Here is a 19329-nt window from a genome sequence, read left to right on the forward strand (position 1 = left end):
CGCAGCCTCACCCTTCCCATCCCGCAAATCGCTGTCGCCGGAGCCATGTCTGCTTCGGATTGCCGTCGCCCAAAACCACGGCCTCTGCCAGCCAGCGCGCGGTGGCGGGGCGGCATGCATGCCGATTGAGCCCATGCCGCCATGCACGTAGAGCTCTTCGACCGCGGTGCGGCCGGCGACAGGCAGCCCGTCCGACAGCATGGGCGATTGCCGGGATAGACATTCGTCACCGGGGGTGAGCCGAGACCGGCCAGGATGCGCAGCGTGCGCGCCGCGATGCGAAGGCGTCTCGGCGCTAGCGCGCCGATCCACCTTCTCCAACAAGGGGAGAAGGTGAGGCGCGCCTTGTCCCGCCTGCGCTTCTACGCGTAGCCTAAGGAGCTAGCGGGAGGAGAATCGCTTGGACACCACTGTCGTTATTGTCGGCGCCGGGCCCGCCGGCCTTGCGGTCGGTGCCTGCCTGAAGCGGGCAGGAGTGGATTTCATCCTGCTCGAAAAATCGCAGGAGATCGCGCCCGCCTGGCGGCGGCACTATCGGCGGCTGCATCTGCATACGGTCAAGTCGTTCTCGTCGCTGCCGTTCCTGCCCTTTCCCAAAAATTATCCGCGCTACGTGCCGCGCGAAATGGTGGTCCGCTATCTCGACGACTACGCGGAAAAATTCGATCTGCGCCCGCGCTTCGGTGTGACGGTGAAAGCCATTCGCCTCGGGGACGGCGGTTTTCTGGTCGAGACAGGATCGGACAACCTCAAGGCGCGCCATGTCGTTATCGCCAGCGGTAACAATGCCGAGCCGATCATCCCCCGGCTCCCTGCCATCGAGGCTTTCAAGGGCGAGGTGCTGCACAGCGCCGACTATACGCAAGCGGCGCCTTTTGCCGGCCGCTCGGTGCTGATCGTCGGCATGGGCAACACCGGCGCCGAGATCGCGCTCGACTTGGCGGAAAGTGGCGCGCGTCCGACCATTTCGGTGCGCAAGGGCGTCCACATCGTGCCGCGCCAGCTGTTTGGCGTGCCGATCCAGATGGTCGGCATCGCCAGCCGGCCAATGCCGCAGGCGCTGAACGACTGGATGTTTCCGATCATCCTCGATTTCGCGCTGGGCAAGCTCGAGAAATACGGCATCGTCAGGCCGAAACAGGGCATCCTGCAACAGATCGACGAAGTCGGCCGCATCCCGGTCATCGACGTCGGCACGGTCGACGCCATCACCAAAGGCGCCATCAAGATCGCGCCCGACATAGCGGGCTTCACCGAGCGCGGCGCTGCGTTCACCGACGGCAGGCAGGAAAATTTCGACGCCGTCATCCTCGCCACCGGCTATCGCCCGGGCTACGAAAAGTTTCTGCCCGTGGAATTGCAGCCGGAGCGCAGTGGCGTCAACGCCCGCGCCTCGCAACTCGGCCTCTACCTCGTCGGCTTCTACAATCCGGTCACCGGTCTGCTCAGGGAAATTGGACGCGAGGCGAAGGCAGTGGCGGCCGACATTGCTCGGCGAGGCTGAAAGGGGCGGCGTCGGCCAAGCTGCGGATCTCCCGCCTTGCGGGGAGATCGGCTATCCATCACAGCCCCGCCGCGTCGCCCTCATCGAGCAGCCATTGCCGCACGGCTTGCGTCGGTTCTGGGTGCCGTTGCTTGCGCGGCATCACGACATAGAAATCGTGCGTCCCACGCATCTCTGCGTTGATCGGCTGCACCAGCCGGCCGGCGGCAATGTCGGCAGCGACGAGAAACCGGCTGGCCAGCGCGATGCCCTGGCCGGCAATGGCGGCGTCGATCGCGAGGCCTGTCTGGTTGAAGCGCATGCGTTTGGCCTCGGTGGCCATCTTCAGCCCGAGCGCTCTCTCCATGAATTCCGGCCACAGATTGTGCGCGTCGTGCAACAGGACATGATGCTGGATATCGGCCGTCGCGATCTCGTTCGCCTCGGTAGGCAGCAGGGCAGGGCTGCAGATGGCGACGATCTGCTGTGGGAACAACAGGTCGACCATCAGGCCGGCGCCGAAGGGCGGGCGGCCTTGCCTGACCGCAATGTCGACGCCGTCGGCCTGAAAACTCGACAGGCTTTGGCTGGCCAAGATGCGCAAATCGACGAGCGGGTTGTGGGCGACGAACTCCGGCAGTTTGGGGATCAGCCATTTGGTGGCAAAGCTCGGCGTGACGCTGATCGTCAGCCGCGCCGGCTCGGGCCGCAACAGCAGCGTTGCCTCGGAGATCAGCTCGAAGGCGCGGCGAATGTTCGGCGCATAGGCACGTCCCTCATCGGTCAGCGCCAGGCCGCGCGGCAGCCGGTCGAACAGCTTTGCGCCGAGATCCGCCTCCAGCCCGCGTATATGCTGCGCCACCGCCCCTTGCGTCACGTTCAGCTCCTGCGCGGCGATGCGGAAGTTGAGATGACGCGCGGCGGCTTCGAAGGCACGCAGCGCATTCAACGGCGGCAGGCTCAGGAAGGCTTCGGGCATGCAGGAGTTTTTCTACAGCTTGATTTCAGGCTTTCTGGTTCGAACCAGATGGCAAGACCGGCTATATCATCCTTTGAAGTCGCGAGACACACGCCGCAAAACCCCAAGGAGAGAAAAATGAGTGTAGAAAAAGTGGCAGTCGTCGTCGCGGGTGGCAGCGGTATGGGCGCGGCGGCGGCCAAGCGGCTGGCGGCGGACGGGTTCAAGGTCGCGATCCTGTCGTCCTCCGGTAAGGGCGAGGCTCTGGCCAAGGAGCTTGGCGGCCTCGGCGTCACCGGCTCCAACCAGTCGAATGACAATCTGCAGCGGCTCGCCGATCTGACGCTCGAGCGCTTCGGCCGCATCGACGTGCTGGTCAACAGCGGCGGCCACGGGCCACGCGCGCCGATCCTCGAAATCACCGACGAGCAGTGGCACACCGGTCTCGACGTCTATCTGATGAACGTCATCCGGCCGGTGCGCATCGTGGCGCCGCAGATGGTCAAGCAGAAGGCCGGCGCCATCATCAACATCTCGACCGCCTGGGTGGTCGAGCCGAGCCCGATGTTCCCGACATCCGCCGTGTTCCGCGCCGGTCTTGCCGCCTACACCAAGATCTTCGCCAACACCTACGCCGCCGACAATGTGCGCATGAACAATGTGCTGCCCGGCTGGATCGACAGCCTGCCGGCCACCGAGGAGCGCCGCGACAGCGTGCCGATGCAGCGCTACGGCACCTCGGAGGAAATTGCCGCGACCATCGCCTTCCTCGCTTCCGAAGGTGCGGGCTACATTACCGGCCAGAACATCCGCGTCGACGGCGGCATCATCGGCGCGATCTGACCGCGCCGGTCGCCTCGCGTGAGCCGGCGCGTCACTCCTTCACCGCGCCGGTCATCGACGAGACATAGTGCTCGACGAAGAACGAATAGAGCACCACCACCGGCAGCGAGCCGATCAGCGCTCCCGCCATCAGCGCCCCCCATTCGTAGACGTCGGAGCGCACCAACTCGGTCAGCACACCCACCGGCACGGTCTTGTTTTCCGAGGACTGGATGAATGTCAGCGCATAGATGAACTCGTTCCATGACAGGGTGAAGGCGAATATGCCGGCGGAGATCAGGCCGGGCACCGACAGCGGCAGCACGATCTTGGTGAGGATCTGCCACCGGCTCGCTCCGTCTATCAGCGCGCATTCTTCCAGTTCGAACGGGATGGAGCGGAAGTAACCCATCAACAGCCACGTGCAGAACGGCACCAGGAAGGTCGGATAGGTAAGGATGAGCGCGAAGGGCGTGTCGTAGAGCCCGAGGTTGAACACCATTACCGACAGCGGAATGAACAGGATCGAGGGCGGCACCAGATAGGCGAGGAAGATGCCGAGGCCGACCTGCCGCGCCCCGGAAAACCGCAGCCGCTCGATCGCATAGGCGGCGAACACCGACGCCAGCAGCGACAGGAAAGTAGCGGCGGTCGAGATGATGATCGTGTTGAGCAGCCAGCCCGGATAGGAGGTCTCGAACAGGAGATAGCGGATATGCTCCAATGTCGGATGCACCACCCAGAACGGATTGAACTGCGCATAGTCGGTCATCTCGAGATTGGGCTTAACCGCCGTGATCGTCATCCAGTAAAACGGAAACAACAGCACGAAGACGAACACCAGCAGCGGCAGATAGACCGTCACCACGCGGCGCGGCAGGCTCTGCAGGTAGCCCATGCCGCCTTCGTCGATATCCCCACGTTTCGCCTTCCTTGTCGCGGCCGTCTTGACCATGTCAGTCTCCGCCGCCTTGTTGCCATTTGCGGCGTTGCAGGCCGAAATAGCTGAACAGGATCGCCGCCAGCAGGAACGGGATCATGGCCACCGCGATGGCCGCGCCCTCGCCAAGCTGGCCGCCGGAAATGCCGCGCTGGAAAGACAATGTCGCCATCAGATGCGTGGCATTCACCGGTCCGCCCCGGGTCAGCACGTAGATCAGCTGGAAATCGGTGAAAGTGAACAGCACCGAGAAGGTCATGGTGATGGCGATGATCGGCGTCAGCAGCGGCAGAGTCACATAACGAAACAACTGCCAGCGACTGGCGCCGTCGAGCGTGGCCGCCTCGTAGAGCGACTGCGGAATGGTCTGCAGGCCGGCGAGCAGCGTGATGGCGACGAAAGGAATGCCGCGCCAGACGTTGGCGGCGATAACCGAAGCGCGCGCATTCTCCGGATCGCCGAGGAAATTGATGCGGTGGTCGATCAGGCCCATTTGCTGCAGCGCCCAGGACAGGATGGAGAACTGCGAATCGTAGATCCACCAGAAGGCGATGGCTGACAGTACAGTGGGCACCACCCAGGGCAGCAGGACTATCGCGCGGAAGAACGATTTGAACGGCAGGTTTTCATTGAGGATGAGCGCCAGCCACAGGCCGAGCACGAACTTCAGGATCGAGGCGCTGACGGTGTAGAGCAGCGTGTTGAAGACGGAGAGCCAGAAGACGTTGTCATTCCAAAGGTACTGATAATTCTCGACGCCGATGAAGATGCCGGGGCGGCCGATCCGGGCATCGGTGAAACCGAGCCAGACGCCCAGCCCGAGCGGATAGGTCAGGAAGACCAGCAGCAGCGCCGCCGCCGGCAGCATGAAGCCGAAGCCCAGCGCGTTGCGGCTTTCGGAGATCCGCGAAAGCATCGACGGACGCGGCTGGGCGGCAACGGACGGCACGGCCATGGACAGCTTCCTCAGGAGGTCTCCTTGGTCGGTGCGGGCGACCGCCAAGCTATTTCGGGCAAGCGATTTCAGGAACCGGGCCGGGCAGTGCAATGGCTGCTGCCCGGCTCAGCTGTGTCTTAAACGCGGTAGTAACGGTTGGCGCGCTTCTCCGCCTCTTCCATCGCCTCCTGCGGCGTCGCCTGGCCGGTCACCGCCTTGGCGAACATGTCGACCAGGACATAGTCGGCCATGGTCGCCGCCGAGGCATAGCCGAGCGGCCCGGCATAGCCGTTGGGACGCAGCGTCGCCGAGGCCTTGGCGTAGGCGGCGTTGTTCGGGTCGGCCGTCCACACCGGATTGTTGTCGAAGGCCTTCAGCGTCTGGCAGCAATAGCCCGCCGAGGAGGTGATCCAGTCGGTCATCTGCGGATCCTCGAACATGAACTGCAGATAGGCCTTGGCCGCATTGGGGTAGGGCGTGTAGTTGAAGATGACGGCGGTGGTCACCTGGAACAGTTCGACCGATTTCCCGACGGGACCGATCGGCAGGTTGGTGGTGCGGATGTCCTTGGCGATCTCAGCCAGCTTCGGATCGTTGTCCTTGTTGATCTTGGCCGTATTGTAGGCCGAAATGCCGTTGGCGATGACGCCGAGTTCGCCGGCCAGGAAGGCGCGGTTGTTATTGACGTCGAGCCAGCTTTCGGTGCCGGGAATGAAGGTCTTGTAGAGTTCCTGCGCGTATCCGATCGCCTTTAGCGTCTCGGGGCTGTTGATCGCCACCTTGCCGCTCTCGTCGACCATCTGGCCGCCATGGCTCCACAGCAGCCAGTGCGCGTAGTTGTTGCCGTCCCCGACGCCATGGCCGTGCGTGAAGCCGGCCGGATGTCCCTTTGCTTGCAACGCCTTGCAGAGCTCGAGGAAGCCTGCCGTGTCCTTCGGAAATTCCGAGAAGCCGGCCTCCTTCACCCAGCTTTCGCGATAGACGATGGCATTGCCGATGGTGGCCAGCGGCAGGCCGACGAACTTGCCGTCCCGCGTCGCATATTGCTTTGGTCCGTCGTGCCAGCCGCCATATTTCGAGCCCAGATACTCGCCGAGCTCGGTCACGTCGTGCAGCTTGTCGGGATATTGATGCGGGTCGTCGAACCAGACGAACATGAGGTCCGGGCCGGAACCGACATTGGCGGCGACCGCTGCCTTGGGGCGAATGTCCTCCCAGCTTTCCTTGTCGACACGAACCTCGACACCTGTCGCCTCGGTGAAGCGCTTGGTGTTGGCCAGCCATTGATCCTCATCGCCCTTGACGAAGGGCGACCAGCGCAGCAGCCGCAGCTTTGCGCCTTCCTCGGGCTTGTATTTCAAGCCCTCCTGGGCAAAAGCCGGCGAGCCGACGAACCGGCTTCCCAGAGCTCCCGCCGCGGCACCTGCGGTCGTGCGGATTACATCGCGTCTCGTGAATTTCATGGTCGTCTCCTCCGGTTTATCTTCCTTGCTATGCGGTCCTTACCATCCGTTACGCGTTTCAAATCGTGTTCCGGTCTTGCCGTCAAAGAGATGAATCAGGCCAGGCGCGGCAGAGAGCCGTATGGATTCGCCCGGTGTGAAGGCATGGCGTTCGCGGAAATTGGCGACGATCTCGTCGCCGCCGGCGGTGCGGCCGATGATCTGCACTTCCGACCCGGTCGGCTCGACCACCGCGACGGTGACTGGAATGCCTTTGTCTGACGATAGCCGCAAATGCTCGGGCCGTGTTCCCAGCACCACCGGATGACCGTTGCCAACGGCCGGCGCGCCGGCCAGCGGCACGGAAATTCCCCCGGCGCCGCGAAAGGACGGAGACCCGTCGGTGACGATCTCGCCCTTGATCAGGTTCATGGCGGGCGAGCCGATGAAACTGGCGACGAAGAGATTGTTTGGCCTGTCGTAGAGCTCCAGCGGCGGTCCGATCTGTTCGACGATGCCGTCATGCATGACGACGATCTTGTCGGCCATGGTCATGGCCTCGATCTGGTCGTGGGTGACATAGACTGTGGTCGTCTTGAGCCGCTGGTGCAGTTCCTTGATCTCGGCGCGCATCTGCACCCTGAGCTTGGCGTCGAGATTGGAGAGCGGTTCGTCGAACAGGAAAACCTGTGGATCGCGCACGATCGCCCGGCCCATGGCGACGCGCTGGCGCTGGCCGCCGGAAAGCTGGCGCGGATATCGCGTCAGCAATGGCACCAGCCCGAGGATTTCGGCGGCGCGCTGAATGCTGGTAGCGCAATCGGCCTTCGAAACACCTTTGAGCATGAGCGAGAACGCCATGTTCTCGGCGACCGTCATGTGCGGGTAGAGCGCGTAGTTCTGGAACACCATGGCAACGTCGCGCTCTTTCGGCGCAACGTTGTTGACGACCCGATCCCCGATCGCGATCTCGCCCCGAGAAATCTTTTCCAGGCCGGCAATCATCCTGAGAAGGGTCGATTTTCCGCAACCCGACGGGCCGACCAGCGTGACGAATTCGCCGTCGTCGATATCCACACTGACGCCATGCAGGACCTCGACGGTCCCGAACGATTTGTAAACATCGCCGATCGCGACAGACGCCATCGATCTCCTCCCGAATGCTTCTTGCGACGCCCCGAAGGAAACCGCTCCTCTCCCGCCTCGCGACCGTCTCCCATTCCCCCAACAGGTCGCGTGACGATCAGACGGTAGCGCTACCAAGCCTGCCTGTAAAGCGGCCATGCGGCCGGTGCTCTTGTCGTTCGGAACACCGGCGCAATGACCGGTTCGCCGGCAAACTACCCCCCATTCACAAAAGCCAGCACCAGCTTCTGCAGGTTTCCGCCGGGGCCGAATTCGACCCGGTCGAAGTCGCGGCTCGCCTGCCGCTGAGCCAGCGAGATCTGGGCGAGTTGCCTCGTCAGCTCGGTTCTGATCTTGCTGCAGGCGGGGTCATCAGTAACGGTCAGGCCGACGCTCACCGCCTCGATCTTGCGCACCATCTCGGCGATGGCTGCGCCATGCACTCTCTCGTGGGCGGCGAGCCCGGCGATGAACACCGTCCAGTTCTTCTGGACGGAGGCCGGCAACGGTTCGGCCGGCTTCGGCAAGGTGTAGGTGATGATCAGTTTCGGGCGCGCCGATTTGAGCACGCAGGCGTCGCCTTGCGGCCTGTAGTCCCTGGTCCATGTCAGCTTGAAATTGGTGTGCGCAATGACCCGACCCTTGCCGAGCAAGGGGCCGGCTTCGCCGATCGCGGCATAGAGTTCCGGGCCGGTCCGCCCTGCGATGGCGTAGGTCTCGACCTTTTCGACCGGCTTCCAGTCGGCGCGTGCCGGCGACGCCAGCAGAGAGGCCGCGAACAGGAGAAAGAACATGGCTGGTCTCATGGAAACGTCAGAGACACTGGGCTGAGGCAAAGATCAACCCGGCGCAATGCACTCAGGTCCCACGGCAGGCCGCGTCATAGTCGGCCAGCACCTGATCGACAGCTTCGAGAAGGATAGCCTCGGGATTGCCCGCCGGCCCGAGTTCGGCCGGCAGCGCCGGCAGGAATTGCCGCATCAGCGTTTCGGGAATGGCAACGTCGTCCAGCGCCTTGCGCAGGCGCTCGACGGCCGCGACAGCGGTGGGGTTGCTCCAATAATAGCGGATGCGGTCGCTGTAGCTGTAATGCCGCTGCACATAGAGCTCTGCTTCATTGCCATGATAGTGGCTGTGCCAATGGCCGGGGGCTGCCAGCATCGCGCTTTCCATGGTCCGGGCGAGCGACCGGTCGCCATAGTCCCTGGCCATTTCGGAGGCGATCAGGTCGAGCCCGTAAAGCGCCTCGCGCAAGGCGAAGGTCAGGCCGGGGCCGACCTTGAGGATAGGAAAGCCGTTTGCGACCAGCGCGGTCAAAGCCGCACGGGTCTGGTAGTCGGTCGAATGCGCCTCGTAGACGAGCGACGGCTGCTCATCGAGCAAGCCGGTCAGGCCCTTGGATTTTTCGGGCGCGTAGGCGACGACATTCTGGCTGCCGAATTCCACGCCCGGCTGCACCACCACGGCCATGACGCGGCCGAACGCCTCGGTCAGGCCTTCGCGGGCAAAGATCTCCCGGTGAACCTCGATCGTGCGCCGCGCCGCCGCCGCCTCGGTCGGCTTCAACTCGCTGATCGCATGGTCGACGCCGCCGGGGGCGGGAACTTCGGTGCCGATGATGTAGACCGGCAAGGTGCTGCCTGCGGCGTGCGCGCCCGTTTCGGCCGCCTTTGCCAGTCGCGCCGCCCGGGTGGCGATGGTCTCGTCGTCAAGCGCCGCCGGCTCGCCGGCGCAGCCCATCGATGCGTCGAGATGGATCTTGGTGAAGCCGGCCGCGATATAGGCGCCGACCATGGCCTCGGCCTTGTCCATCGCCTGCGCCGCCGGCTCTGCGCGCCACGGGTTCGGTCCCAGATGGTCGCCGCCGAAGATGATGCGCGAGGCTTCCAGCCCCTCGCGACAGGCGATCTCCAGCACGAAGGCGACGAACAGCGCCGGGGTCATTCCGGTATAGCCGCCGAACTGGTTGACCTGATTGCAGGTTGCCTCAATCAGCAGGTTTTTCTCCCTGTCGGCAACGGCGCGCCTGATCGCCGTCTGGATCACCAGCGGATGCGCGGAGCAGATCGAGGTGATGCCGTAGGGCGAGCCGTTTTTGCGCGCGCTGGCGAGGCCTGCAAGCGGGTTGGCGCTCATGTCCGTCTCGCTGTTCCCTTGATGAATTGGTCAAGCGCATCGAAGCCGGCGGTGCCTTCCATCGGGCCGCGCCGGGTGATGTTGCGGGCGCCGGCGGCATTGGCATAAAGCAGCGCCTTGCCGGGCTCCATCCCCTGGCGGCGGCAAGTCAGGTAGGTGGCGCCAAAGCAGTCGCCGGCGCCCGTCGGGTCGACTTCCTCGACTTGGAAACCGGCGCAGTCGATCCTGGCGCCGTCGGCGCCGAACCAGGAAGAGCCGTCAGCACCGCGCTTCAGCACGATCTCGCCGACGCCCCTGGCAAACAGCGCCGCCACCGCCTGATGCTCGTCATCGACGCCCGCCGTAGCGAGCAATTCGTCGCCGGACGGCAGCAGCAGGTCGGCATCGTCGATGAGGGCGGAAAACAGTGCGCCGTCGGAGCCGTCGATCAGCTCCTTGCGCACATTCGGGTCGAATGAGGTCGAGCCGCCGCGGGCACGAACCGCCTGCACTGCGTAGCTGACGATCTCCTTCAGCCCTGCCACCGACAGCGTCGATCCCATGATATGCAGATGGCCGGCCCTGTCCGCCAGCAGGCGCGCAGCAGTGGTCAGGTGGATCTGCCCGGCGGCGGATTCGGCGATGTTGTAGACGAAGTCCCTGATACCATCGGGCCGGTAGCGCACGAAGGCGCATCCCGTCGGGAAGCGGTCGCTGATATCGACGGCTGAGACGTCGACGCCGTCGAGCTCCAGCCTGTCCAGGTTGAGCGTGCCGAAATCGTCGCGGCCGACGCAGCCGATAATGCCGGCGCCGCCTCCCAGCCGGGCGACCTGATCGATGAAGATCGCCGGCGCACCGCTGGGGAATGGCCCGACAAGCGATTGCGGCTCGAGGAAGCCGAAACCCAGTTCCGTCGCCATGATCTCGACCAGGATTTCGCCGGCGACAATCGTTGGCCCCACGGCCTCGGCGGCGATCTCGCTTCGGCGCGAAAGGCTCATGCTTGCGATTCCTCTCACACGCAAACTGATTGCTTGCCCGCGCAGTTATCCGACGCAAATGTTTATCGGGTAAATCGCACATACAGCGAAGTCAATCAAACTCTACATGCGTATAGTTTATCTGTTTCCGCGCGTACACATTGCAGGATTCGGGTGGCTGGGATCGTGGCACCGTGCAAATCAGGCGTCGACCGCAGCGAAAGGACAGCCATGCTCACGCTTCATGATTATTTGCCGTCGCAAAACGGTTGGAAGGCGAGGGTCGTGCTCGGCCTGCTCAACATTCCCTATGAAAGCCGCCTGGTGTCGATTTTCGAGGGCGAGAGCCACACCGACGCCTTCCTGAAGCTCAACCCGGCCGGCGCCGTTCCTGTGCTCGAACTCGAGGATGGCCGTGCGATCGCCGAATCGAATGCGATCCTCATTTATCTCGCCGAAGGCACGCCCTTGCTGCCGGCGGATCGCTATGTCAGCGCGAAAGTTATGCAATGGCTGTTCTTCGAACAGTACCATGTCGAGCCGGTCATCGGCTCCCTGCGCTTCTGGACGCTGGCCGGAAGGCTGGAGCGCAACCAGGCGACGCTTCCGGCCAAGCGCGAAGCCGGCGCCCGCACGCTGGCAGCGCTGGAGCGGAGCCTGAACGACACGCCGTTCCTTGTCGGCGACATGCTCACCATCGCCGACATTGCTGTCTATGCCTACGGCCACCGTGCCGAAGATTGCGGCTTTGCGCTGGCGGCTTATCCGGCGGTTCGTGCCTGGACGGGCCGGGTACGCGACGCCATCGGTCCCGGCTATCCCGTGCATCTCTACAGCATCGATCGGCATTCGGCTGCTTGAAGGCAAAAGGCGCGTTCACCTTGCTTAGTCGAAAAGAAGACCCAGATTCTGCTTTGTCGGCGGCTTTCGCTTGCAATCCGTTGACTGGATGGCCGGATCCCGGCGTCAACTCGACGACCGGCCGGCACTTAGCATGGAGGTGACCATGACACGCGACGACATCATTTCGGTGTTGGGGCCGGTAGACGAGGCGGTCATAGCCGACATCGCGCTGACCGGCGCCACCCTTCAAGAACTGCGCGAGGCGTTCGCCTGGCTCGGTGCCGACGAGGCGCTGGTCAACGAGGGCCGCCCCTTGCCGGGAACGAAGGTGGCGCGGCTGATCGAACTCCTCGATATGCCGGACGACGAGGACGGTCCACAGGCGGTGGCGGCGCAGGGGTTAGGGCAGTAGGGCCCTGACTACTGCGGTTTCCCATTCACTTCACGCCCTCGACAGCAGCCGGCGCATGATCAGCGAGGCATGGCCGGCGACGCCGTGCGCGGCCGGGCGGTGTTCGACCACCTCGAAACCGTGCTTGCGATAGAAGGCGATCGCCCGGTCGTTGCCCTCGATCACTTCCAGCGCAATGCTGGGGATGCCGGCATGCGCGACAAGCACCGCGTGCAGCAGGTCGGTGGCGAGCCCGCTGCCGAACTCTGACTTGTCGATGTGCAGCCGGTCGAGCAGGACATCGCCACGATCGTCCATCGCCGCCATCGCGTAGCCGGCGATCGAACCGTCCGGCCGTTCGGCCACGAACGACATCTTGTTGTCGTCCAGAAGTTCGGCTGCCAGCCGCTCGGGCGCATGCTTGTCGTCCGAGAGGCGTGCCGTGGTCTCGGGTCCCAGGATCGGCGAATAGGTGCGCCGCCAGGAGTCTCCCAGCAGCCGCGACACCGACGGCACGTCCTTTGCGGTCATGGTTCTGATCTCGGTCATGGCTGTGCCATCATGCCAAGCTCGCGCCGGCAATCAAGCTGCACGACGCGCGATCTGCTTCTTCGTCGTCTTGGTGCGATCTGGGCTGCGCGACGTTTCTGCGAGACGTACATCACCCAATCCTGCCAACACCACCGGAGCATGGTCCTTGAATCTGACGACAAGGTCGAGTTCGCCCCCGAGAGCCTTAACGTAGCCGCGCAAGGTCGACAGAAGAAAATCCGACCGCTTTTCGAGCTGGGCAACGGAGACCTGTTTCTTGCCCAACTTGCGGCCGACATGCTCCTGTGTGAGTGCCCGAGCCTTGCGAAGCTGCTGAAGGGTTTCAAACTCCTCAAGCAGCTCCCTGGTACGGAGGTCGGACGCCTTGATCAGTTCGGGAGACATCGTTTCGGCAAATACGTCATCGGCGGAAATGGCCATCACTTCTTCTCCTTCTTGTGCCCTTCCTTGGCAGTTTTCTGCCCCTCTTTCACGCGCTTTAAATGGACGTCGAACCTCTTATCGGCGATCTCGATCAGCTTCTCGTAGAAGCGCTTCTCGTTGACGCCCGATTTATCTCCCGCAACAAGGAAAATGGCCTTTCTCTCAGGATCGAACGCGAACGCCACTCTCCACACGCCATCAGCAGCATCGAACCGCAATTCCTTCATGTTCGCGTGCCTTGAGTCGTTCAGCGTATCGACCCTCGGCCTGCCATAAGACGGACCCAGCTGCTTCAGAACATTTGCCAAAGCACGGATTTCGACCTTTACGTCGTCCTTCAGCTTGGAGAATTCCGTTCTGAAGTCATCATCGAATTCCACAATCCATGTCATTAAAGATAGCTTTCACCTTATATAATGTCAAGTGAATGTCATGGACGACATTATCTCGGTGTGCCGAAATCCTTACCGCCTCACCCGCGACTTCAGCCAACGATCGAAGGCCACGGCCAGGATCAGGATCAGGCCAATGACGATGCTTTGCGTGTAGGACGAGACATTGTTGAACTGCAGCCCGTTCTGCAGCACGCCGATCAGTGCAGCGCCCACCACCGTGCCGCCGACCGAGCCGATGCCGCCGAATAGCGAGGTGCCGCCGATGACGACGGCGGAAATCACCGTAAGTTCGTAACCGATCCCGGCTACGGCTTCGGAGGAGTTGAGCCGTGCTGACAAAACGAAGGCCGCCAGCCCGGCGAAGAAGCCGACGATGACATAGACCGAGATCAGAATGCGGTCGACGCGCAGGCCCGACAGGCGTGCGGCCTCGGCATTGCCGCCGACGGCATAGACGGCGCGGCCATAGCGCGTATAGCGCAGCACGATGTGGCACAGGATGGCCGCCGCCGCGAAGATGATCGCCGGCACCGGCACCGGTCCGATGAGCCCGGTGCCGAACCAGCGCATCGAGGCGTCGAAACCGGAGATCGGTCCGCCATTGGAGATGGTCAGCGTCAGGCCGCGAAACACGGTGAGCCCACCCAGCGTGACGACGAAGGGCGGCACTTTCAGCCGGGTGATGGCAAAGCCCTGGACGCCGCCGGCCAGCGCCCCGACAGTGACGGCGGCAAGCAAGGCGGCGAACCAGCCATAGCCTTGCGTGCCCGTGGTCGACAGCGACAGCGTGTTGGCGGTGCCGCCCTTGGCCACCACCGCGGCCACCATGCCGCAGAAGGCGAGCAGTGAGCCGACCGACAGGTCGATGCCGGCAGTGAGGATGACGAAGGTCATGCCGAGCGCGATCAGCCCGGTGATCGAGATCTGCCTCAAAATGTTGAACAGGTTGATTGGATCGATGAAGCTCGGCTTCAGCACGGTGAAGATGACGATCAACACCGCCAGGAACATCAGCGGCCCAAAACTCATCAGAAGCCGCGCGATGTTGATGCCGCTGCGCTGGGTCTGTTCGGTGGTGCTGGTCATTGCGTTGCGTCCTGCTTGCGGTCGAGCGCCATCAGTTCCATCAGTTTTTCCTCGGTCGCTTCGATGCCCGGCATTTCGCCAGTGATACGGCCGCGCCGCATCGTAACGATGCGATCCGACACTGCCAGCACCTCCGGCAGTTCCGACGAGATCATCATGATGGCGATGCCGCGCGCAGCCAACTGGACCAGGATCTGGTGCACTTCGGCCTTGGCGCCGACATCGACGCCGCGCGTCGGCTCGTCGACGATCAGTACTTTCGGGTCGCGCGCCAGCCAGCGGGCCAGGATCACCTTTTGCTGATTGCCGCCGGACAGGCCCTCGATCGCCTGCTCGGGCGAGGCCATGCGGATCGACAGTGCCTTGCGATAGCCGGCCAGCGCCTCGCGCTCGCGCCGTTCGGCCATGAAGCCGGCCCCATTGCTGTAGCGGCCGAGCGAGGCGATCGAGAAATTGTTGAGAATGCCCAGTGCTGCAAAGATCGCCTGGTGCTTGCGGTCTTCCGGCACCAGCCCGATGCCGAGTTTGATGGCGTCTGCGGGGGAGGCCGGGGCGATCGGCTTACCGTCGAGCGCAATCGTGCCGGCGGCGATGCGGTCGGCGCCGAAAATGGCGCGGGCAAGCTCGGTGCGGCCGGAACCGACGAGGCCGGCAACGCCGAGGATTTCGCCGGCCTTCAGATCGAGGTTGACGCCTTCGAGTACGATGGCATGCGGCGCCAACGGGTCGCGTACCGTCCGCAGCCCGCGCACCGAGAGCCTGACCTCGCCGGCGACATCGCGCTGCGTCGGCCGCGCGTAGAGCTCGGAGGCGGCGCGGCCGACCATCTTCTCGATGATCTTCGGGATCTGGATCGGCTGGCCGTCACGGTCGAGATGACCGGCCAGCCTGCCATCCCGCAGCACGGTCATGCGGTCGCAAATGGCGGACGCTTCCTCCAGCCGGTGGGTGACGAACATGATGGCGACACCGTCCTTGCGCAGCCTGTCCATGATCGACATCAGTTTCTGCACCTCGGTCTCGGTCAGCGCCGAGGTCGGCTCGTCCATGATGATCAGGCGGCTTTCCAGCGACAGAGCGCGGGCGATTTCGACCAGCTGCTGTTCGGCTACCGACAGCGAGGACACCGGCGTCGCCGGATCGATGTCGAGACCGACGCGGGCGATGATCGCGCGCGAGGCGTCCTCCATCCTGCGCCAGCTGACCAGCCCGAGCGGCCCGAGCGGCGCGCGGCCGATGAAAATGTTTTCCGCAACCGTCAGCGTCGGGATCAGGCTCAGTTCCTGATAGATGGTGACGATGCCATGCCGCTTCGCATCCTGCGGACTGGACGGCGCGTAGTCGGCGCCGTCGAAGACGATGCGGCCGCTTGACGGCGGCATCACGCCGGACAGGATTTTCAACAGCGTCGACTTGCCGGCGCCGTTCTCGCCGAGCAGGCCAAGGATCTCACTGGGCCGCACCTCGAGCGAAACGTCGATGAGCGCGGTGACGCCGGAAAAATGCTTGGTCACGCCTTCGACGGAAAGGAGCGGTGGCGATGATGCGGTGGGTTCAACGGCGGACAAGCATTGCTCCCGGATTGCGATAGGCAGCGGGACAGCGCCCCCCTCTGTCCTGCCAGACATCTCCCCCACACGGGGGGAGATCAGCAGTTTTGCCGGCAGCACTATTTCTATAACGTTGGCGATTGGCGAAAGCAGACGTGACGGCCAATCTCCCCCCAAGTGGGGGCGGTGTCCGGCAGGACAGAGGGGGGCGCGACAGAGCGCGACCTCCACCCGTCATGGGCCCTACTCTCACTTCGTCTCGTTCAACCTCTCCGCCTTGTCGAGATTGTCCTTGCCGATGACGATCGGCGTCAACAGCACCAGCTTCTCCTTCGGCTGGGTCTTGTCCCTGGCGAAGGCGACCGCTATCTGCACCGCCTTGCGCGACTGTTCGCCGGGGAACTGCTCGACCGTGCCGGCGAGCTTGCCGTCGCGCACGGCGACCAGCGCTTCCGGCAGCGCGTCGAAGCCGTAGATCTTGACGTCGGTGAAGTTGCGCGCGGCACAGGCTTCGAGCGCGCCGAGCGCCATGTCGTCATTGGCGCAGATGATGGCGTCCGGCTTGCCGTTGGCGGCAAGCCCGGCCTCGGTCACCGACAGCGCTTCGGCGCGGGCGAAGTTGGCGGTCTGCTCGAAGATGATCTGGTACTTGTCCTTGAGCGGATCGAGCACATTGTGGACGCCTTTGTTGCGGTCGATCGCGGGCCCGGCACCCGGCTGGCCCTGCAAATGGAACAGCTTGGCGCCGTTCGGGAACGCCGCCACCATGGCCTGCGCCTCGGCTTCGCCACCCTTGACATTGTCAGCGCCGACATGGGCGAGAATGCCCTCGACGCCGTCGACGCGGCGGTCGATCGTCACCACCGGAACGCCGGCCTTGACCGCTTCCTCGATCGCCGGCGCCAGCGCGTTGACGTCAAGCGGCGAAATCACGATGGCGTTGACCTTCTGCACAAGTGCGGCCTCGATGTCGGCGGTCTGCTTCGGCGCCGAGTTCTGGCCGTCGCTCTCGGTCAGATTGACGCCTTGCGCCTGCGCCTCCGCCTTGATCTCGTTCAGCATGTGCACAAAGAACGGAAAGCCGAGATTGGGCACCGAGCCCAATATGGTCAATTTGTCGGCGGCAAAGGCCATGGGCGCGGCCAGCGCCATGGCGCCGGTCGCCACGGTCGACAACAGGAATTCGCGTCTGTTCATCAGATATCCTCCACATGAACGCAGGAGCCCGAAACCGGGAGCGGCTCGGGACGGTCCTTGCGTCAATTCAAAAATGGAGTGTCCTGTGAACGCCCCGAGGGGACGCGAGGCGCTCCAGCCGGTCCGCCGCAACGTTCTCCTCCGCACGGCGCCGACCGGAGGATGCTAGCCAAGGAAAATCGATTACGCAAGGTGAGGCGAGGGGCTGAAACTGCTAATCTCCCCCCTTGTGGGGGAGATGTCCGGCAGGACAGAGGGGGGCGCTGTCCTGCCGACATTGGCCAATTTCACTTACATCTTTGAGCTAACCTCTACGCAGAATACTTGATGCGGGCGATCCTTCGCGCCCCCCTCTGCCTTGCCAGGCATCTCCCCCACGAGGGGGGAGATTGGCAGCTTAGACGCCTCTACCGATCGATCGTCGTCATCACCCGCTCATTGTAGCGCGGCCCTGAGACCTTGCCGGGCGCAAGGGCTGCGTCGAGCGCAGCAGTCTCGGCCGGGTCGAGCTGGATCGCGGCCGCAGCAACATTTTCTTCGAGATACTTGCGCCGCTTTGTCCCCGGGATCGGCACGATGTCAATGCCGAAACCGTCGCCCTTGCCGAGCACCCAGGCCAGCGCGATCTGTGCGGGCTTTGCCCCTTTGGCCGCGGCCACCTCCTGCACCGCAGCCGCAGCCGCGACATTAGCGTCGTAGTTGGCGCCCTGGTAGCGGGGGTCGCCGCGGCGGAAATCGCCTTCCGGATAATCCTCGGCGCGCTTGACGTCGCCGGCGAGGAAACCGCGGCCGAGCGGCGCGAACGGCACCAGGCCGATGCCGAGCTTTTTGAGCAGCGGGATGATCTCCGGCTCCAGATTGCGCTCCCAAAGCGAATACTCGCTCTGCAGCGCCGAGACAGGGTGCACGGCATGCGCACGGCCGATATTCGCCGCGCCCGCTTCCGACAGGCCGAAGAAGCGCACCTTGCCATCGGCAACCAGCCGGCCGACCGTGCCGGCGACGTCTTCCATCGGCACGGCCGGATCGACGCGATGCTGGTAGTAAAGGTCGATATGGTCGGTGCCGAGCCGCTTCAGCGAGCCCTCCAGCGCCTCGCGGATATGGTCGGGCCGGCTGTCACGCTCCGAGCCGACCTGTCTGCCGTTTTCGATGCGGAAGCCGAATTTGGTGGCAAGGGTCACCTCATCGCGCCGGCCCTTCAGCGCCCGCCCGAGCAGTTCTTCATTGGCATAAGCGCCGTAGACTTCCGCCGTGTCGAGGAAGGTACAGCCGAGTTCGATGGCTCGGTGCAGGGTGGCGATCGATTCCGCCTCGTCGGCAGGGCCGTAGGACTGGCTCATGCCCATGCAGCCGAGGCCGATTACCGAGACCTGCAGCCCCTGGCTGCCGAGTTTGCGGGTGCTGAGGGTCATTGCCGTTCTCCTTGGGGCTGAGGAAAACTATAGCGGCCGCTCCTCCAGTTTCCATAGCTGTTCGGCGGAAGAACAGCGCTTCCCTTGACAAAACCCAGCCGCAAGCGCCTTTGCCGGCGGCCATTGGGGGCCATGGGACACCAATGAAGAAGATCTACGAGAAGCCGACGCTGAACCGGCGTCAGCAGCTCTCGCGCGTCACCGCGCTCATAATTCCTTCGGACCACTAACCGAATATTGTCGTCGCCATTGCAAAGTCCGCTGCCGAGGCGCAGCGGTTTTTTGCTGCCGTTGGATCGTAGCGCTGCCAGAAGCAGGCGGTCAAAATTGACAGAGCGGCCGATCTCCAGCATCCTTATGCCGCCGCCATGTCTTGCGGTCTTGTGTATGAGTGAGCCATGGCCAGTTCCGTCACCAGCCAGAATTCCAAGCGCGCCGCGGTGCGCAAGGCGCTCGACCGCCACAAGGTGTACGTCACCGCGCAAAGCTTTTCCGGCGGCGTCTACTCGGCCCGCGTGCTGGTCGACGGCGAGGCCTACTGGGTCGACGAATTCCGGCTGAGCCAGCTGCAGCAGGGGCTGTCGCCGGCCGAGCTTGAGTTGATGCCGGCTGCTGACGATTGAGCGTGATCTTCGTTCCTTCGCACCGTGCTGGGAAATCTGAAATGTTGGC

Annotated in this window: 21 protein-coding genes; 5 read left to right on the top strand and 16 right to left on the bottom strand. The window is 63.6% G+C overall.

What is annotated here, in order from left to right; translation table 11 throughout:
* The first annotated feature begins 400 nt into the window (after positions 1 to 400).
* Positions 401 to 1504: a flavin-containing monooxygenase gene (locus NKI37_RS26365; protein WP_352788663.1), complete on the top strand. Its 1104-nt coding sequence runs from the start codon at positions 401 to 403 to the stop codon at positions 1502 to 1504.
* A 58-nt stretch (positions 1505 to 1562) separates the two neighbouring features.
* Here NKI37_RS26365 and gcvA read toward each other — a convergent pair whose 3' ends face one another.
* A complete protein-coding gene (gene gcvA, locus NKI37_RS26370; RefSeq protein WP_023685899.1) occupies positions 1563 to 2462 on the bottom strand; it encodes a transcriptional regulator GcvA in 900 nt (299 codons plus the stop codon).
* A 117-nt stretch (positions 2463 to 2579) separates the two neighbouring features.
* On the opposite strand from gcvA, the gene NKI37_RS26375 reads away from it, so the two are divergent.
* The gene (locus NKI37_RS26375; RefSeq protein ID WP_352788660.1) at positions 2580 to 3284 is read left to right on the top strand and encodes an SDR family oxidoreductase; all 705 of its coding nucleotides are present in this window, start codon (positions 2580 to 2582) and stop codon (positions 3282 to 3284) included.
* Between the two features lie 31 nt (positions 3285 to 3315).
* Here the strand turns inward: NKI37_RS26375 and NKI37_RS26380 are convergent, their stop codons facing one another.
* The 7 genes from NKI37_RS26380 to NKI37_RS26410 all read right to left on the bottom strand — a co-directional run bounded on the left by NKI37_RS26380 (position 3316) and on the right by NKI37_RS26410 (position 10826).
* The gene (locus tag NKI37_RS26380; RefSeq protein ID WP_023673469.1) at positions 3316 to 4218 is read right to left on the bottom strand and encodes a carbohydrate ABC transporter permease; all 903 of its coding nucleotides are present in this window, start codon (positions 4216 to 4218) and stop codon (positions 3316 to 3318) included.
* A 1-nt stretch (position 4219) separates the two neighbouring features.
* The gene (locus tag NKI37_RS26385; protein WP_373432851.1) at positions 4220 to 5119 is read right to left on the bottom strand and encodes a carbohydrate ABC transporter permease; all 900 of its coding nucleotides are present in this window, start codon (positions 5117 to 5119) and stop codon (positions 4220 to 4222) included.
* 158 nt (positions 5120 to 5277) lie between these two features.
* Entirely contained in the window at positions 5278 to 6603 is a 1326-nt protein-coding gene (locus tag NKI37_RS26390; RefSeq protein WP_023693796.1) for an ABC transporter substrate-binding protein, read from the bottom strand.
* A 39-nt stretch (positions 6604 to 6642) separates the two neighbouring features.
* On the bottom strand, positions 6643 to 7728 hold the full coding sequence (locus tag NKI37_RS26395) for an ABC transporter ATP-binding protein (RefSeq protein ID WP_352794599.1): 1086 nt from the start codon (positions 7726 to 7728) through the stop codon (positions 6643 to 6645).
* A 194-nt stretch (positions 7729 to 7922) separates the two neighbouring features.
* Positions 7923 to 8501: a DUF922 domain-containing Zn-dependent protease gene (locus NKI37_RS26400; protein ID WP_023712528.1), complete on the bottom strand. Its 579-nt coding sequence runs from the start codon at positions 8499 to 8501 to the stop codon at positions 7923 to 7925.
* Positions 8502 to 8565: 64 nt separating this feature from the next.
* Complete coding sequence (locus NKI37_RS26405; protein ID WP_023699146.1) at positions 8566 to 9843, bottom strand: D-tagatose-bisphosphate aldolase, class II, non-catalytic subunit; 1278 nt, start codon at positions 9841 to 9843, stop codon at positions 8566 to 8568.
* Positions 9840 to 10826: a tagatose kinase gene (locus NKI37_RS26410; RefSeq protein WP_023712530.1), complete on the bottom strand. Its 987-nt coding sequence runs from the start codon at positions 10824 to 10826 to the stop codon at positions 9840 to 9842. The genes NKI37_RS26405 and NKI37_RS26410 overlap by 4 nt, the downstream gene beginning before the upstream one ends.
* Before the next feature lie 210 nt (positions 10827 to 11036).
* Here NKI37_RS26410 and NKI37_RS26415 point away from each other — a divergent pair, with 210 nt between their 5' ends.
* Positions 11037 to 11666 carry a glutathione S-transferase family protein gene (locus NKI37_RS26415; protein ID WP_023703088.1) on the top strand — a complete coding sequence of 210 codons (630 nt, stop codon included), beginning with the start codon at positions 11037 to 11039 and terminating at the stop codon, positions 11664 to 11666.
* A 145-nt stretch (positions 11667 to 11811) separates the two neighbouring features.
* Positions 11812 to 12060 (top strand): hypothetical protein, encoded by a 249-nt coding sequence (locus tag NKI37_RS26420; protein ID WP_031201948.1) that lies wholly within the window; start codon positions 11812 to 11814, stop codon positions 12058 to 12060.
* A gap of 30 nt (positions 12061 to 12090) precedes the next feature.
* Here the strand turns inward: NKI37_RS26420 and NKI37_RS26425 are convergent, their stop codons facing one another.
* From NKI37_RS26425 to NKI37_RS26460, 8 genes are all read right to left on the bottom strand, one after another.
* Positions 12091 to 12588, bottom strand: a complete 498-nt coding sequence (locus NKI37_RS26425) for a GNAT family N-acetyltransferase (protein ID WP_023693790.1) — start codon at positions 12586 to 12588, stop codon at positions 12091 to 12093.
* A gap of 33 nt (positions 12589 to 12621) precedes the next feature.
* Positions 12622 to 13011 carry a helix-turn-helix domain-containing protein gene (locus tag NKI37_RS26430; RefSeq protein ID WP_023693789.1) on the bottom strand — a complete coding sequence of 130 codons (390 nt, stop codon included), beginning with the start codon at positions 13009 to 13011 and terminating at the stop codon, positions 12622 to 12624.
* A complete protein-coding gene (locus NKI37_RS26435; RefSeq protein WP_352788653.1) occupies positions 13011 to 13406 on the bottom strand; it encodes a type II toxin-antitoxin system RelE/ParE family toxin in 396 nt (131 codons plus the stop codon). The genes NKI37_RS26430 and NKI37_RS26435 overlap by 1 nt, the downstream gene beginning before the upstream one ends.
* A 72-nt stretch (positions 13407 to 13478) precedes the next feature.
* Positions 13479 to 14495: an ABC transporter permease gene (locus NKI37_RS26440; protein ID WP_023693787.1), complete on the bottom strand. Its 1017-nt coding sequence runs from the start codon at positions 14493 to 14495 to the stop codon at positions 13479 to 13481.
* A complete protein-coding gene (locus NKI37_RS26445) occupies positions 14492 to 16123 on the bottom strand; it encodes a sugar ABC transporter ATP-binding protein (RefSeq protein ID WP_460221708.1) in 1632 nt (543 codons plus the stop codon). The genes NKI37_RS26440 and NKI37_RS26445 overlap by 4 nt, the downstream gene beginning before the upstream one ends.
* A 171-nt stretch (positions 16124 to 16294) precedes the next feature.
* Positions 16295 to 17242, bottom strand: a complete 948-nt coding sequence (locus NKI37_RS26450; protein WP_023693785.1) for a substrate-binding domain-containing protein — start codon at positions 17240 to 17242, stop codon at positions 16295 to 16297.
* A gap of 407 nt (positions 17243 to 17649) precedes the next feature.
* Positions 17650 to 18657, bottom strand: a complete 1008-nt coding sequence (locus NKI37_RS26455; RefSeq protein WP_352788648.1) for an aldo/keto reductase — start codon at positions 18655 to 18657, stop codon at positions 17650 to 17652.
* A complete protein-coding gene (locus NKI37_RS26460) occupies positions 18654 to 19010 on the bottom strand; it encodes a hypothetical protein (RefSeq protein ID WP_352519878.1) in 357 nt (118 codons plus the stop codon). Before NKI37_RS26460 ends, NKI37_RS26455 begins: the two co-directional genes overlap by 4 nt.
* 45 nt (positions 19011 to 19055) lie before the next feature.
* Between NKI37_RS26460 and NKI37_RS26465 the strand changes: the two genes are divergently transcribed.
* Positions 19056 to 19280 carry a hypothetical protein gene (locus NKI37_RS26465; RefSeq protein WP_023689819.1) on the top strand — a complete coding sequence of 75 codons (225 nt, stop codon included), beginning with the start codon at positions 19056 to 19058 and terminating at the stop codon, positions 19278 to 19280.
* Positions 19281 to 19329 lie beyond the last annotated feature (49 nt).

Source organism: Mesorhizobium sp. M0626 (genome assembly GCF_040320665.1).
Taxonomy (GTDB): domain Bacteria; phylum Pseudomonadota; class Alphaproteobacteria; order Rhizobiales; family Rhizobiaceae; genus Mesorhizobium.

What these genes read in the sequence shown, in the direction of transcription:
- NKI37_RS26435 (WP_352788653.1), bottom strand. Translation starts at nt 13,406, where the DNA reads ATGACATGGATTGTGGAATTCGATGATGACTTCAGAACGGAATTCTCC.
- NKI37_RS26455 (WP_352788648.1), bottom strand. Translation starts at nt 18,657, where the DNA reads ATGACCCTCAGCACCCGCAAACTCGGCAGCCAGGGGCTGCAGGTCTCG.
- NKI37_RS26450 (WP_023693785.1), bottom strand. Translation starts at nt 17,242, where the DNA reads ATGAACAGACGCGAATTCCTGTTGTCGACCGTGGCGACCGGCGCCATG.
- NKI37_RS26400 (WP_023712528.1), bottom strand. Translation starts at nt 8,501, where the DNA reads ATGTTCTTTCTCCTGTTCGCGGCCTCTCTGCTGGCGTCGCCGGCACGC.
- NKI37_RS26390 (WP_023693796.1), bottom strand. Translation starts at nt 6,603, where the DNA reads ATGAAATTCACGAGACGCGATGTAATCCGCACGACCGCAGGTGCCGCG.
- NKI37_RS26410 (WP_023712530.1), bottom strand. Translation starts at nt 10,826, where the DNA reads ATGAGCCTTTCGCGCCGAAGCGAGATCGCCGCCGAGGCCGTGGGGCCA.
- gcvA (WP_023685899.1), bottom strand. Translation starts at nt 2,462, where the DNA reads ATGCCCGAAGCCTTCCTGAGCCTGCCGCCGTTGAATGCGCTGCGTGCC.
- NKI37_RS26395 (WP_352794599.1), bottom strand. Translation starts at nt 7,728, where the DNA reads ATGGCGTCTGTCGCGATCGGCGATGTTTACAAATCGTTCGGGACCGTC.
- NKI37_RS26430 (WP_023693789.1), bottom strand. Translation starts at nt 13,011, where the DNA reads ATGGCCATTTCCGCCGATGACGTATTTGCCGAAACGATGTCTCCCGAA.
- NKI37_RS26415 (WP_023703088.1), top strand. Translation starts at nt 11,037, where the DNA reads ATGCTCACGCTTCATGATTATTTGCCGTCGCAAAACGGTTGGAAGGCG.
- NKI37_RS26420 (WP_031201948.1), top strand. Translation starts at nt 11,812, where the DNA reads ATGACACGCGACGACATCATTTCGGTGTTGGGGCCGGTAGACGAGGCG.
- NKI37_RS26425 (WP_023693790.1), bottom strand. Translation starts at nt 12,588, where the DNA reads ATGACCGAGATCAGAACCATGACCGCAAAGGACGTGCCGTCGGTGTCG.
- NKI37_RS26385 (WP_373432851.1), bottom strand. Translation starts at nt 5,119, where the DNA reads ATGCTTTCGCGGATCTCCGAAAGCCGCAACGCGCTGGGCTTCGGCTTC.
- NKI37_RS26465 (WP_023689819.1), top strand. Translation starts at nt 19,056, where the DNA reads ATGGCCAGTTCCGTCACCAGCCAGAATTCCAAGCGCGCCGCGGTGCGC.
- NKI37_RS26380 (WP_023673469.1), bottom strand. Translation starts at nt 4,218, where the DNA reads ATGGTCAAGACGGCCGCGACAAGGAAGGCGAAACGTGGGGATATCGAC.
- NKI37_RS26375 (WP_352788660.1), top strand. Translation starts at nt 2,580, where the DNA reads ATGAGTGTAGAAAAAGTGGCAGTCGTCGTCGCGGGTGGCAGCGGTATG.
- NKI37_RS26405 (WP_023699146.1), bottom strand. Translation starts at nt 9,843, where the DNA reads ATGAGCGCCAACCCGCTTGCAGGCCTCGCCAGCGCGCGCAAAAACGGC.
- NKI37_RS26460 (WP_352519878.1), bottom strand. Translation starts at nt 19,010, where the DNA reads ATGCTGGAGATCGGCCGCTCTGTCAATTTTGACCGCCTGCTTCTGGCA.
- NKI37_RS26440 (WP_023693787.1), bottom strand. Translation starts at nt 14,495, where the DNA reads ATGACCAGCACCACCGAACAGACCCAGCGCAGCGGCATCAACATCGCG.
- NKI37_RS26445 (WP_460221708.1), bottom strand. Translation starts at nt 16,123, where the DNA reads ATGTCTGGCAGGACAGAGGGGGGCGCTGTCCCGCTGCCTATCGCAATC.